Here is a 13,964-nt window from a genome sequence, read left to right as displayed (position 1 = left end):
TTTCAAATACATGATATTTAATTATTTAAAAAAGTGTGTAGGCACACAAATATAAAAATTATAATGATATTCGCACTAAATTATACAAAAATAACAGCAAATTACATAATAAATACACAAAAGTGTGTAAGCACACACCATAGGGGTTAGTCCTATTTGTTTTTAAATAACAAGGGCAAAATGTTGGGAAGTGACTACCTTATAGCGCCTTCCTAATGGCGATAAACAAAAAAATAAATATAGAGTAAACAATAAAAAAAGGTACAATGTAATCTGCCCACCCCAAAACAAGCAATACACTTATTATTAAGAGTTGAAACCCAAGCCCAAAGGTGGAAACGGCCGTCATTAGCCAATTGGGCAAACGCCTATCGTTCGCCGCCTCCGAATCGAGATTATAGATAGCAAGATCAAAGCTTCCATAAAGTATTTTATACCACCAAAACAGAACGTCCACATTCCGTTGGCGTTCCCCAAGCATTGCTACCGGGGTCCCGGATTCAAAAATCCTACTAGTAACATCCCCCTGAAACCTATTCCGTAAAATTACATAGTAATAGTTATAAAGTGTTCCTTGAAGCTGAAGCCCTAAAAATGCCAGCAACGTTAAACCAAAATCGGCCGTGGTTATCCTCCAGAGCACCAGGAATATCAGCATATTCAATACAATATCCGATACCGAATCAAAATATCGCCCGGTATAGGACGGTGTATCCTTTATCCGTGCCAACTCACCATCGGCAGCATCCAAAATAGATTTCAAAATAAGAAACAAGGCGGCATACCAATTATATCCATAATACATAAACGCAACAGCTATGACTCCTGAAATGAGGAACCCAAAAGTAACGTGAATTGGCGTAATTGGGGTTGTTTTAAGTGCGCTGGCAATACGCCTAGCTATCGGCCTCCCATAATCCGATAGGTCTAAAAACTTGTGGTCTTCCGGCAATTTAGACATTGTTCGCTTTTTTAATGGAGCATTTTTAATGACTTAGTTACCTAAATTTTAAAACAGCACACTATTTTGTTGTTATTTAAAGATACGATTAATTAAACAGGGTCTTCCGACCACTATCCAAAATCCAAGGAGTGAACCTATTGCCTGCCCTGGAAAGGGAGTGACTCCCAATAAAATTAAAATATCCGGACCGCCATCAAAACCAGTTTACCCTTCCAGAATCCCCAATTGTAATATAATATCCTTTTCGGAAATGGGGTATGGAACCCCTTCAACAAGGCACTTATACACATCCTCAAACAAATTAAGATAGGATGCCTTAGCCGATTGAATTTTTTCGATTTGTTTTTCCCCTTCCCCACCAATTGTAGTGAGCACACCATATTTATCGGCCTCTTCCAGTCCAAATAAAGGATCGCTAGGACTCATCCCCGTCAACAACTGCTGCTCTTGAATATCGGTTCGGGACTTAACAAAGGTACCTTTGGTTCCATTAAGGACAAAGGCAGCCTGTGGCTGTACCACCAACATGCTCATTGTTATAAACACCTGCACTCCCTTGGGATACAACAAATGTATATGCGCATAGTCGTCCACCTGGGTTTTAGGCCTAAACTGCCCTTTGTGCTTACTCCATTCCAAGGGGTATCCAAAAAGTGCTATGGCGGCGTCCAACAAGTGAGGGCCAAGATCGTACATGAGACCACTACCGGGTACCGGGGTTTCTTTGGCGACCTTAGGGCCAATATGATGCCGGTACCGATCGTACCGCATATGTGCTTCTACCAACGATCCAAGTTTACCGGACTCCAACACCTTTTTAACGGATAGAAAATCACTATCATATCTCCTGTTCTGATAAGGCAGAATACGACGACCCACTTTTTTTGCTGCCGCAAAAAGTTCCTTAGCCTCTGAACTGCCAACACAAAATGGCTTTTCCACCAATACGTGCTTTTTTGCCTTGAGCGCTTTTAGGGCAAATTCAAAATGTGTATAATTGGGCGTATTTACCACCACCAGATCAATATCGTCATCTGCTATAAGCTGGTCAACGGTATCGTAACTAGTAATATTGGGATAACTTATGTGGGCCGATTTTTTACTTCTTTCAACAACTGCCGTCAACTCAAATCCCGGATGCCCGTACAAAAATGGGGCATGAAATAATGTGCCCGACATTCCGAATGAAAGAATACCTGTTTTTATTGTTTTTTTCGCCATAGTCAAGCTGCTTTCATTAAAACTTGTATATTTTTCCCCAACCGAAAGCGTCTTAACTACAGGGATCGCATACAGCTAGCCCAAACTGGCCAGGCTTTTCTCCAAAGTTTCTATCTTGGCAAGAGCGTCCGCCTCCTTTTGCCGCTCCAAGGCAATTACCTGTTCAGGAGCGTTGTTCACAAAACGCTCGTTGGAAAGTTTCTTTCTTACCGAAACCAAAAAGCCCTGGGTATATTCCAATTCTTCCTCCAATTTTTTAATTTCCGCCCCAATATCAATGGCACCCACCATTGGAACAAAATATTCGTTGGATTTCACCCTAAACGTCAATGCTCCATCCACTGCGCTGTCTACATAATCAATAGTCGACAAATTGGTCAACTTGGCAATAACCACATCCCAATTTGGAGAAATATCCCCATCGTTCAATACCGACAGTTGAAGTGCTTCTTTCATAGGAATGTTCTTTTCCTTGCGAATCGTTCGGACTCCTGCAATTACTTCCGAGGCAAAATTGAAGCCCTCGATCAGATCCTCATCAACCGCTTGTACCCTTGGCCATTTGGCTATCACCAAAGCCTCTTCAGGGGTTCGATCTGCAATATGTTGCCAAACTTCCTCCGTTAGGAAAGGCATAAATGGGTGCAATAATTTTAAGTTTTCCTCGAAAATATGGATTACCGCGTCAAATGTAACCCTATCTATAGGCTGTTGGTAGGCAGGTTTTATAATCTCCAATAACCAAGAGCTATAATCGTCCCAAACCAATTTATAAATAGCCATTAATGCATCCGAGATACGGTACTTACTAAAATGATCTTCTATTTCCGCAAGGGTTTTGTTGAATTTTGCGGTATACCATTCAATTCCCAACTTGGAAGCCTCTGGCTGTGGCAGGTCGGCCACCTCCCATCCTTTTACCAATCGGAATCCGTTCCAAATCTTATTGGCAAAGTTTTTTCCTTGTTGACATAAAGCCTCATCGAACATTAAATCATTCCCTGCTGCGGAACTCAACAACAAACCAACACGTACCCCGTCTGCGCCGTAGTCTTCTATTAATTGCAGGGCATCAGGTGAATTTCCAAGGGATTTGGACATTTTACGTCTTTGTTTATCCCGAACCAAACCGGTAAGATATACGTTTTCGAACGGTTTTTCCTGGCGGTATTCATAGCCTGAAATTATCATCCTGGCCACCCAAAAGAACAGAATATCCGGTCCGGTCACCAAATCATTGGTTGGGTAGTAATATTCTATTTCCTTATTATTGGGTTCCAAGATCCCGTTAAAAACACTTATTGGCCAGAGCCAAGAAGAGAACCAGGTGTCCAAGGCGTCTGCATCCTGTTTTAGGTCTTTCAATGATAACTTGGAATTTTTGGATTTTTTCTTGGCCAGTTCCAAGGCTGCTTCCTTGGTCTCCGCTACCACAAAATCGTCCTGACCATCCCCAAAGTAATAGGCCGGAATTTGTTGCCCCCACCATAATTGTCGGGAAATATTCCAATCTCGGATGTTTTCCATCCAATGTCGATAGGTATTTTCAAATTTCTTCGGAAACAACTTAATATCTTCATCCTCCAAAACCGCCTTTATGGCCGGTTTGGCCAATTGCTCCATACTTAAAAACCACTGATCGGACAATCTTGGCTCTATCACCGCCTTGGTTCTTTCCGAAGTACCAACTTTATTTATATGTTGCTCTGTCTTTACCAAAAATCCCTTTTCTTCCAATTCCTTGGAAATGGCCTTACGAACCTCAAAACGGTCCTTGCCCTCATAATGCAATCCAAAACTATTTAAACTTGCATCCTCGTTAAAAATATCAATGGTCTCCAGATGGTGTTTCTCCCCTAAGGCCTTGTCATTAATGTCGTGTGCCGGGGTCACTTTTAGGCAACCTGTCCCAAATTCAACATCTACATATTCATCCTCAATTATTGGGATTACCCTATTACATATAGGTACAATGGCATTTTTGCCCCTTAAATGGGCATAACGACCATCATTGGGGTTAATACATATTGCCGTATCCCCTAAAATGGTCTCAGGTCTGGTAGTGGCAATGGTTACGGTTTCATCAGAGCCTTCTATTTTATATGCTAAATAATATAATAGACCCTGTCTTTCTTCATAAATAACCTCTTCATCGGACAAGGTGGTCTTTGCCTCGGGATCCCAATTCACCATTCGGTAGCCCCTATAGATCAATCCTTTATTGAACAAATCCACAAAAACCCTGATAACAGATGCGGACATATTGTCATCCATGGTAAACTTGGTGCGTTCCCAATCACAGGAGCATCCCAATTTTTTTAATTGTTCCAAGATAACCCCACCATATTCATGGGTCCAATCCCAGGCATGCTTCAAAAATTCCTCTCGGGAAATATCCTTTTTATCTATTCCCTGTTCTTTCAATTTGGCAACCACCTTGGCCTCCGTGGCTATGGAAGCATGATCGGTTCCCGGCACCCAACAGGCATTTTTCCCCATTAAACGCGCCCTGCGTATCAAAACATCCTGTAGGGTATTATTCAACATATGGCCCATATGCAATACTCCGGTAACATTGGGTGGCGGTATAACTATGGTATAAGGCTCCCTGTCATCGGGGATGGAATGAAAATACTTATGCTCGGTCCAATAGTCGTACCATTGGCTCTCTACCTTGTGAGGTTCATATTTTGAAGGAATTTCCATTATTTGGAACAGTTTTTGTTTACCCAATACGGGCGATTACTAAATGAGTACAAAATTAAGGTTAAACTTGAAGTAATTCTAAGGTTTTTGTCCATTTAGAAATACGAAACAAAAATAAGTAACGTTATTACATAACAAAAGAATTTTGGAGGTTGATTAAAAACATTTACTTTTGAAATTCAACAAAAACTAAAAATAATGAAAAAAATAGTACTAGTTCTATTTGTTGGTCTCTTAGGTTTTGGCCTAACCGCTCAAGAAAATGCAGCGAAAATTAATTTCAAAACGGAAACCGTTGATTATGGCGAAATCGCTAAAGGTAGTGATGGTGTGCGGGTATTTGAATTTACCAATACCGGTAATGCACCGCTAGTGATCAGCAAAGTAAGCTCTAGCTGTGGTTGTACCATTCCCAAAAAACCGGAAGGTCCAATTTTACCAGGTAAGACTGGCCAGATTCAAGTAAAATACGATACTAACAGGGTTGGACCGATCGCAAAGGCGATTACGGTAATTTCCAATGCTGACACCCCAACGAAGGTGTTGAAAATTAAAGGAAAGGTATTGCCGGCAGAAGGCAAATAATTTCCATTCATAAATACATAAAGCTTGTTAAGTCCTTTGTAGGGATTTAACAAGCTTTTTTTTTAAGGGCCTTACAAAAAACAGTTGAACAAAACCCTCCCATTTGGCAGGATTTCCAGACACCTCTTATTTGAACATATCCTTAAGAACATAAGTGATTAACATGTCCTTTTGATAACGTTCTATAAGCAACCTAACCTTCTTCCCGTCCTTTTCATTGAGCATGTGCAGGATTTGTTGAAGTTTATAGCGGTGCACCTTTTTACCATTTACAGACAGTATTACATCCCCCTCCTGCAAACCGGCTTTATGCCCAGGGCTTCCAGCACGAATACCGGAAACTATAATTTCCGGGACCATGCTTAATCTGGTGAGGTTCTCGAAGAGTATCTGCACATTCCCAAACGATTTCCCACTCCCCTTCAACACCATTCCTTTGTTCTCGGCTATACTCTCGGAAATATAACGCATCCCGTTGTGCTGGATATCTATCCCACTCATATTAAAGTCGAATGGATGGTTAAAAAGAGCATTTTTACGCAGACTCAGGGTACGGTTACCGTAGTTGAATACCAATGTAAATCTTTTCAAGACCTCTCCGCCCAAGCTACCGTTCCTATTGCCCATAGAGGTGATGGAATTAAAATACTGCAGATCAGGAAATGCAGTTTTGGCCTCCCTCAATTGAAAGCCGCCCAAATTGATGCCATCTATCTTTGTCCTTTTCCCATAAATGCTTCCACTTAGCCCTTGCCCCAGAAAATCCTCATAGTTGTTCTTCGGAATCCCCAAACCTTTATCCAAATCCTCAAAAAGCCATACTGCATCGGAACTACCCGAATCCACCAATAATTCCACAGCTATACTCCGTTTATTCTTCATTAGCACATGACCTTGGACATAGGCTTTATTTTGAACAATGCGCAAAGGAATTGTTCGGATCTTGGAGCTTTTTTTGGGCTTGTATAAACCAGGGGCATGAAGTTTTAAATATTTGGAAGAATAATTCACCTCAACAACAAAATCCCGAAATAGGTCATAACCAATGATTCCATGGACCGGTAAACCCAACCTAGGGGAAAGATTCAATTCCGTGTCCATGACCACATAGAGCAATTGATCCTTATTGACAACATTCCCTATTTTAAAAACGTTGCCCCTAGAACTCAAAGCATCAATAGGCTCCCCATCCCCAAGGCCCTTGATGGCAATTTCGGACACATTGTTTATTTGGATGGAATCCTTATCCGACAAATTGAAAAGAATGGGCTTATTTACTCCGGAATCCAAAATAAATGAAAGTTCCGCACCATTGACCTCTATAGGGATAATAATGAGATTGTTGACCAATTCAAACTTTACCTTTTGAAACTTTTCCCCAAATGGCAATTCGAAATTTTGGGATAAGGTCAAAAAGGGAAAGCAGCAAATAAGGAAAAACATATGTCTTGGGAGAGCCATTTTATTTCCATTTAAAGTAACCTAACTCTCTAATTTACACACAAAACCCTAAACATCAGAATCATTTAACATATTAATATGGAATCAAAAAAGACTGTTTTATTGTTTTGTCCGTATTGATTTCTCATTTTTGCCTAAAATTAAAATCCATATGCCATCAATTTCAAGGAGAGGCGAAACAATGCCGGAATCTCCCATAAGAAAACTAGTTCCTTTTGCCGAAGCTGCCATAAAAAGGGGAGTCAAGATTATCCATTTAAATATTGGCCAGCCCGACATAAAAACACCTAAAGTTGCCTTGGATGCTGTTAAAAACAATACTTTGGAGGTCTTGGCCTATAGTAGAACGGAAGGTTCCGAATCCTACAGGAAAAAGATAGCCCAATATTACGCCAAGAACGACATTCATGTTGATGCGGGCAATATCATTGTCACCACAGGTGGTTCGGAAGCATTGTCCTTTGCCTTGGGAAGTATAGCCGATAATGACGACGAAATTATTATCCCCGAACCCTTTTATGCCAATTACAACGGCTTTGCCAACGCAAACGGAATAAAGGTAGTACCTGTTGTTTCCAATATTGGAAATAATTTTGCACTGCCTCCCATTGATGAATTTGAAAAACTGATAACAGCCAAGACAAGGGCCATCCTTATTTGCAATCCAGGTAATCCAACCGGCTATTTATATACCAAGGAAGAAATTAAAAAACTTGCCTCAATAGTAAAAAAACACAACCTGTTCCTGGTAGCCGATGAGGTATACCGCGAATTTATCTATGACGGCAGGGAACATTATTCCATTCTTCAGGAAAAAGGCTTGGAAGAACATGCCATCATCATAGACTCGGTTTCCAAAAGATATAGTATGTGCGGGGCGCGAATTGGATATTTGGTCTCTAAAAATAAGGAGGTGATCCAGACCGCCCTAAAATTTGCACAGGCTCGTCTTTCCCCTCCTACCTATGCACAGATTGCAAGTGAAGCTGCCTTGGAAACCCCACAGTCCTATTTTGACGATGTAAAAAAGGAATACGAGGGGCGCAGAAACATACTGATCACAGAATTGAACAAACTTGATGGGGTGGTAGTGGCCCAGCCACAGGGTGCGTTTTACTGTATTGCCCAATTGCCAATAGACAATGCCGACACTTTTGCCCAATGGTTATTGGAGGATTTTCAATGGAATGGGGAAACCGTTATGGTAGCGCCTGCAGCAGGGTTCTACGCAACCAATGGCCTGGGAACAAACCAGATCAGAATTGCCTATGTACTGGAAAAGGAAGATTTAATAAGGGCAGTTCACATACTAAAGGAGGCCTTAAATGTATATGCCCGTTAATGGAAATACAACAAGACATATCCCTTAAAAAGTACAATACTTTTGGAATAAATGCCAAGGCCAGATACTTTTGCGAAATAAATTCGATCGCCGAACTAAAAAAGGCCCTTTCACTTAAGGGATATCCCAATTTATTTGTTCTTGGGGGTGGTAGCAATATGCTCATCACAAAAGATTTGGAAAATCTGGTACTGCACATCAATTTAAAGGGAATTGAGCTAATAACCGAAAATGAGGACGAGGCTATAATAAAGGTAAGTGCGGGTGAGAATTGGCACAATATGGTATTGTGGACCTTGGACCATGGTTATGGCGGCTTGGAGAATTTATCCCTCATTCCAGGAAATACAGGTACCGCTCCAATTCAGAACATAGGTGCCTATGGTGTTGAACTTAAAGACACTTTTGTAGATTGTGAAACCATGGAAATTGCCACCGGGGAACTTGTTACCTTTACCAAAGACCAATGCCAGTTTGGCTATCGCGATTCCTATTTCAAAAGGGAAGGTCTTGGGAAGTACATAATCACTTCGGTGAGTTTTAAATTGACCAAACGCAACCATAAGCTAAATGTAGACTATGGGGCCATTGTTTCCCAATTACAGAATTGCGGCATTACCAATCCCGGGATTAAGGACGTCTCCGAGGCGGTAATTGCCATTAGAAAAAGTAAATTGCCGGACCCAAGGGAATTGGGCAACAGTGGAAGTTTCTTCAAAAACCCGGTTATAGATAGGCAACGATTTGATAAATTTACCAAGACATATCCAGATGCCCCCTTTTATAAGGTGTCTGAAAATGAATTCAAGATTCCTGCTGGTTGGTTAATAGAGCAGTGTGGTTTTAAAGGGAAGCGGTTTGGGGATGCCGGAGTGCATACAAACCAGGCATTGGTATTGGTCAATTACGGTAATGCCTCGGGTGCGGATATAATAGCATTGGCAGAAACCATTATAGAAACGGTAGAGCAAAGGTTCGGAATTGTGATCAGCCCGGAAGTCAATATCATAAAATAACCCCTGACATATAATGCCAGGGGCTATACCAAACCAAACTAACCAAAAATTAAATGCACAGTTACCAGCTGTCCATTTATCCAATTAAAACGCTAAGTATAACAATCAATTTTATAATTTAGCGTTTGTGTATATACGAGAAGAAACAAGGTCTTGGATGATTGCCAAACAATTTTTTTTTGAGAACACACTAATTCTATGAGCATATTACTGGAAAATCATATTGTTGAGCTACTTCAAGAGCGAAATGACAAAGCTATTTCCCTTCTCTATGAACACTACGGGGATACTTTATACGGTGTAGCCTACAAGGTAGTACGCGATGAGGAATTGGCCCAGGATGTTGTACAGGAAAGCTTTATCAAAATTTGGAAGAAATCGGATTCTTACGACCCTGCAAAGGCTAAATTGTTTACTTGGCTTTTTAGGATTACGCGTAATACGGCCATCGACAAATTAAGAAGTGCCAACAACAAATCCGACAAGGAAATCCAAATGGACGTTTCGGACGTATATAAATTAGGAAATGAAGGTATAATTCCCGAATTGATAGACGTTCAGGATAATTTGGATAAAATAGATTCAAAATATCAAATTGTATTGGACGCCTTGTTTTTCCAAGGAATGACCCAACAGGAAGCAAGCGAAGAATTGGACATACCACTAGGCACCATTAAATCTAGATTAAAGATAGGGCTTAGGGAATTAAAGAAGATATATGGTTCAACAATGGTCTTTGCCTGTTTACTAAGTTTGTTTATGAATTAAAGCACAACCTTGATGAATACCGGGACCTAAAAACTAAGCTGAAGTTACAGCATAGCCGACCAAATTGTGCAGCAAATAATAAAGCCATGAAAGAAAAGATTAAAATATTTTTAGAAACAGACCTACTGGAGAAATATCTATTGGGCACCACTTCCCAGGAGGAGGCATTACAGGTTGAAAGGTATATAGCCATGTATCCGGAAGTAAGGAATACCTACATTGAGCTTCAGGAAAATCTTGAAATCTTTGCCAAGTTACATGCCATTAAAACTCCGGAAGGCCTTAAGGATAGAATTCAAACTAGAATCAAAAAGGAAAATTCAGGACGATCAAAATTCTTTAGGTATGCCATTGCAGCCAGTTTTGCCGCTCTGATCTTTGCAGGAGCATCCTATTTCTTTTGGAACCAAAACCAGAATTTACAGGAGGAAAATGTTATTGTCAACAATAAGATTCAGAACCTGGAAGAGAATATGCGTTTACAGTTGGAGGATGTAAGGAATCAATTTATTGTCCTTAACAATCCCAAAACGAGGCGACTTACGGTGAAAGGCAATAATAAGGCCAAGGAACTTAAGGCCGTGGCCTATGTTAACCCTGTAAAAAAGCTCTCCTATATCAATGTAAGCAAATTACCTCACCTACCGGAAAACCAATGCTACCAAATGTGGGCAGAGGTCAACGGACAAATGCTTAATCTGGGCGTAATACAGGAGGCCAGCAACAGTGAAAAGCTAATGGCCCTTCCCTATGGTGTAAATGCCGTTGGATATATCACCATTGAGCCAACAGGTGGGAATTCAAAGCCTACCATAGAGAATATCGTGGCCAATATCTCCTATTGAATTAAGGTCTTAAAGTAATCCTAATCCTTCTTGGGAAGGTTATAAATTTCATATCTTTGCATTAAATTATGCAGGGATATGAAATTATTATTTTTTACAATAGGGCTACTAGCACTTGCTTTTGCGGGTATTGCGATAAAAATATGGTCTAAAAAGGATGGTAAATTTGCGGGAACATGTGCCAGCCAGAGTCCCTTTTTAAACAAGGACGGAGAAGCTTGTGGCTACTGTGGAAAACTCCCTACAGAGCAGGACTGCAGAAAGGATTCCGTTACACCATAGAAACCCGCCTATTATCACCATTTACATATTCTTATCTTGGACAAATCCGAAGAACCACTTCCACAACTCATTGAAAAGGCCAAATTAGGCAGCCAAATAGCCTTCAGTGCACTATTAAACAGCTTCTGGAACGATGTCTACGGATTTCAATTGATCAGGACCAGAAACGAGAACGATGCCGAGGACATTACCATCCAGACATTTTCAAAGGCCTTTGACAAGATACATACCTTTAAAGAGGACTACGAATTTAAGACGTGGCTGATCGCCATTTCAAAAAATTTGCACATCGACCTAATTCGCAAGAGCAAAAGAAATATCCTACAGGGCAATCAGGAAAGTAGTAGCGAAGCTATTAAAAAGGTTTTGGATGATGCCCCTTCCCCCGAGGACAGTTTAATTACAGAACAAAATTTGGCCGCCTTATTGGAATACATAAAAAGGCTTAAACCGCATTACCAGGAAGTAATAAACCTAAGGTATTTTCAGGAACTGCCCTATGCCGAAATTGCCGTAAAGCTAGGCGAACCAGTGAATAATGTAAAAGTTAAATTACTAAGGGCAAAAAGGCTGCTGGCAGAAATTATCAATAATAATAATTAATACCGATAGTGCTGCACTTATTTTAACGGAACCAAAGTCCTGTTCTATTAAGGTACCAAAACCTTTGGCATTGGATAATAGAGTTGGGGAATTGTTAAACAAAAACCGGATCAAGTACAATTTATGGGTATTTGGATATTTACGCATATAGTTGAATTAATCTAAATAGGAAGAATTCTATATTTCCAATGCCTCTGAATTGAGGTAATGTACCTAGATCCCGCCGGAAAAGGCTGGATTAGTTCAACTGGCAATTTTAAGTGCGTCTTACCGACTTCTTAAAATTGAGTTTCACTAATAAGAGGAATCGATCATAGGGCCGAGGTATTGAACCTGGATCCCGCCGAAAAAGGCGGGATTAGTTCAACTGGCAATTTTAAGTGTGTCCTCCTGACTTCTTAAAATTGAGTTTCACTAATAATAAGAATCGATCATAGGGCCGAGGTATTGAACCTGGATCCCGCCGAAAAAGGCGGGATTAGTTCAACTGGCAATTTTAAGTGCGTCCTCCTGACTTCTTAAAATTGAGTTTCACTAATAATAGGAATCGATCATAGGGCCGAGGTATTGAACCTGGATCCCGCCGAAAAAGGCGGGATTAGTTCAACTTGCAATTTTAGGTGCGTCCTCCTGACTTCTTAAAATTGAGTTTCACTAATAAAAACACTGCATTTTGGCTTGGTTTTCCGCAAGGGATCCCGGAGCGTATTTTGCTGTCCATGAAAGGTAAAAAATGTCTTGAAACGGAGCTATTTTAGCGCGCCAAAAAAGGGGTGGATCCAACCTGTTTTTCCCTATTTTTATATATGGCTTATATACGGCCTATATACGGCTTATCTATGGCTTATCTACGAGGGAAGATATTACCCATGTTCCGTTGAATTTTTTTCCTGCTCGGCTATTCAAAAAATGATTCGAAAAAGCATCCATAAAATAAAAGGTATCAAACCTCAGGATAGAGGTATTGAACCTGGATCCCGCCGGAAAAGGCGGGATTAGTTCAACTGGCAATTTTAAGTGCGTCCTCCTGACTTCTTAAAATTGAGTTTCACTAATAAAACTTGAACAGTTTCTAGTATGGGATTTAAAAACCTTCACTCAAAATCAAATATACCTGCCCTACTTAACCCTATCCTTTGTCCCAAAGTTATGTCCTATGGCACCTTCCTTAGCGCTTACAATTAAGCCATTAAATTAACGCTGGCACCGGATAGACTTTTCTATTCCCATACTTTGGCTTCAATTGGTATTTTAACTATCGCCCATTTCGTATATTTGTACAAAATCACAGTATGAGTATCGAAACTATAGACAGTGTCATCCCTCCAAAAGGCAAACCCAAATGGTTACGGGTAAAACTTCCAACGGGTAAAAAATACACCCAGTTGAGGGGATTGGTGGACAAGTACAACCTTCACACCATTTGTACCTCGGGCAGTTGTCCAAATATGGGCGAATGTTGGGGAGAAGGTACTGCCACTTTTATGATTTTAGGAAATGTTTGCACACGTTCCTGTGGATTTTGTGGTGTAAAGACGGGGCGACCGGAAGATGTAGATTGGGCAGAGCCGGAAAAAGTAGCCAGATCCATTAAAATAATGGACATAAAACATGCTGTAATTACTTCGGTTGATCGTGATGACCTAAAGGATATGGGTTCTATAATATGGGCAGAAACAGTGAAGGCCATACGACGAATGAACCCCACAACCACATTGGAGACATTGATACCGGATTTTCAAGGCATCCATACGCATTTGGATCGAATCCTTGCTGTAGGACCTGAAGTTATATCGCACAATATGGAAACGGTAAAGCGACTAACACGGGAGGTCCGAATACAGGCAAAATATGAAAGAAGTCTTGGCGTACTTTCCTATTTAAAAGAGCACGGCGCCAACCGTACCAAGTCGGGAATAATGCTGGGACTTGGTGAAAGGGAAGAAGAGGTAATCCAAACCATGGAAGACCTAAGGGCGGCCAATGTAGATGTGGTTACTATTGGCCAATACCTACAGCCTTCCAAAAAACACTTGCCGGTAAAGGAGTTTATTTTACCGGACCAGTTCAAGAAATATGAAGAAATAGGCCTACAATTAGGTTTTAGGCATGTAGAAAGCGGGGCTTTGGTCCGTTCTTCCTACAAGGCACACAAACATATAAAGTAAGTA

12 protein-coding genes are annotated in these 13,964 nt (G+C 40.7%); 8 read left to right on the top strand and 4 right to left on the bottom strand.

All coding sequences use genetic code 11. The features are described 5' to 3' along the window. Positions 1-199 precede the first annotated feature (199 nt). The 3 genes from QSE00_RS02945 to QSE00_RS02935 form a co-directional block, all read right to left on the bottom strand. Complete coding sequence (locus QSE00_RS02945) at positions 200-961, bottom strand: CDP-alcohol phosphatidyltransferase family protein (protein WP_286104821.1); 762 nt, start codon at positions 959-961, stop codon at positions 200-202. 207 nt (positions 962-1,168) lie between these two features. After that, positions 1,169-2,185: a Gfo/Idh/MocA family oxidoreductase gene (locus QSE00_RS02940; RefSeq protein WP_286104820.1), complete on the bottom strand. Its 1,017-nt coding sequence runs from the start codon at positions 2,183-2,185 to the stop codon at positions 1,169-1,171. A 75-nt stretch (positions 2,186-2,260) separates the two neighbouring features. Beyond that, positions 2,261-4,891 carry a valine--tRNA ligase gene (locus QSE00_RS02935; protein ID WP_286104819.1) on the bottom strand — a complete coding sequence of 877 codons (2,631 nt, stop codon included), beginning with the start codon at positions 4,889-4,891 and terminating at the stop codon, positions 2,261-2,263. 198 nt (positions 4,892-5,089) lie between these two features. Here QSE00_RS02935 and QSE00_RS02930 point away from each other — a divergent pair, with 198 nt between their 5' ends. Next, positions 5,090-5,476 (top strand): DUF1573 domain-containing protein, encoded by a 387-nt coding sequence (locus tag QSE00_RS02930; RefSeq protein ID WP_110356619.1) that lies wholly within the window; start codon positions 5,090-5,092, stop codon positions 5,474-5,476. A gap of 126 nt (positions 5,477-5,602) precedes the next feature. Here the strand turns inward: QSE00_RS02930 and QSE00_RS02925 are convergent, their stop codons facing one another. Then, on the bottom strand, positions 5,603-6,937 hold the full coding sequence (locus tag QSE00_RS02925) for an aspartyl protease family protein (RefSeq protein WP_110356618.1): 1,335 nt from the start codon (positions 6,935-6,937) through the stop codon (positions 5,603-5,605). 151 nt (positions 6,938-7,088) lie between these two features. On the opposite strand from QSE00_RS02925, the gene QSE00_RS02920 reads away from it, so the two are divergent. The 7 genes from QSE00_RS02920 to lipA all read left to right on the top strand — a co-directional run bounded on the left by QSE00_RS02920 (position 7,089) and on the right by lipA (position 13,961). Then, complete coding sequence (locus QSE00_RS02920; RefSeq protein ID WP_286104818.1) at positions 7,089-8,279, top strand: pyridoxal phosphate-dependent aminotransferase; 1,191 nt, start codon at positions 7,089-7,091, stop codon at positions 8,277-8,279. Further along, positions 8,279-9,295, top strand: coding sequence for a UDP-N-acetylmuramate dehydrogenase (gene murB / locus QSE00_RS02915; protein WP_286104817.1), 1,017 nt, complete (start codon positions 8,279-8,281; stop codon positions 9,293-9,295). The genes QSE00_RS02920 and murB overlap by 1 nt, the downstream gene beginning before the upstream one ends. 198 nt (positions 9,296-9,493) lie before the next feature. Next, positions 9,494-10,063: an RNA polymerase sigma factor gene (locus tag QSE00_RS02910; protein WP_110356615.1), complete on the top strand. Its 570-nt coding sequence runs from the start codon at positions 9,494-9,496 to the stop codon at positions 10,061-10,063. An 86-nt stretch (positions 10,064-10,149) separates the two neighbouring features. Then, positions 10,150-10,908: an anti-sigma factor gene (locus QSE00_RS02905; protein WP_286104816.1), complete on the top strand. Its 759-nt coding sequence runs from the start codon at positions 10,150-10,152 to the stop codon at positions 10,906-10,908. A 78-nt stretch (positions 10,909-10,986) separates the two neighbouring features. After that, positions 10,987-11,190, top strand: a complete 204-nt coding sequence (locus tag QSE00_RS02900; RefSeq protein WP_286104815.1) for a membrane or secreted protein — start codon at positions 10,987-10,989, stop codon at positions 11,188-11,190. A gap of 36 nt (positions 11,191-11,226) precedes the next feature. Beyond that, entirely contained in the window at positions 11,227-11,793 is a 567-nt protein-coding gene (locus QSE00_RS02895; protein WP_286104814.1) for an RNA polymerase sigma factor, read from the top strand. Positions 11,794-13,085: 1,292 nt separating this feature from the next. After that, on the top strand, positions 13,086-13,961 hold the full coding sequence (gene lipA, locus QSE00_RS02890; protein ID WP_286104813.1) for a lipoyl synthase: 876 nt from the start codon (positions 13,086-13,088) through the stop codon (positions 13,959-13,961). The last annotated feature ends 3 nt before the right edge of the window (positions 13,962-13,964 follow it).

Source organism: Arenibacter flavimaris (genome assembly GCF_030291335.1).
In the GTDB taxonomy this organism is placed as follows: Bacteria; Bacteroidota; Bacteroidia; order Flavobacteriales; family Flavobacteriaceae; genus Arenibacter.
This window is presented reverse-complemented; position numbering and strand designations above follow the sequence as displayed.

What these genes read in the sequence shown, in the direction of transcription:
- QSE00_RS02945 (WP_286104821.1), bottom strand. Translation starts at nt 961, where the DNA reads ATGTCTAAATTGCCGGAAGACCACAAGTTTTTAGACCTATCGGATTAT.
- QSE00_RS02940 (WP_286104820.1), bottom strand. Translation starts at nt 2,185, where the DNA reads ATGGCGAAAAAAACAATAAAAACAGGTATTCTTTCATTCGGAATGTCG.
- QSE00_RS02935 (WP_286104819.1), bottom strand. Translation starts at nt 4,891, where the DNA reads ATGGAAATTCCTTCAAAATATGAACCTCACAAGGTAGAGAGCCAATGG.
- QSE00_RS02930 (WP_110356619.1), top strand. Translation starts at nt 5,090, where the DNA reads ATGAAAAAAATAGTACTAGTTCTATTTGTTGGTCTCTTAGGTTTTGGC.
- QSE00_RS02925 (WP_110356618.1), bottom strand. Translation starts at nt 6,937, where the DNA reads ATGGCTCTCCCAAGACATATGTTTTTCCTTATTTGCTGCTTTCCCTTT.
- QSE00_RS02920 (WP_286104818.1), top strand. Translation starts at nt 7,089, where the DNA reads ATGCCATCAATTTCAAGGAGAGGCGAAACAATGCCGGAATCTCCCATA.
- murB (WP_286104817.1), top strand. Translation starts at nt 8,279, where the DNA reads ATGGAAATACAACAAGACATATCCCTTAAAAAGTACAATACTTTTGGA.
- QSE00_RS02910 (WP_110356615.1), top strand. Translation starts at nt 9,494, where the DNA reads ATGAGCATATTACTGGAAAATCATATTGTTGAGCTACTTCAAGAGCGA.
- QSE00_RS02905 (WP_286104816.1), top strand. Translation starts at nt 10,150, where the DNA reads ATGAAAGAAAAGATTAAAATATTTTTAGAAACAGACCTACTGGAGAAA.
- QSE00_RS02900 (WP_286104815.1), top strand. Translation starts at nt 10,987, where the DNA reads ATGAAATTATTATTTTTTACAATAGGGCTACTAGCACTTGCTTTTGCG.
- lipA (WP_286104813.1), top strand. Translation starts at nt 13,086, where the DNA reads ATGAGTATCGAAACTATAGACAGTGTCATCCCTCCAAAAGGCAAACCC.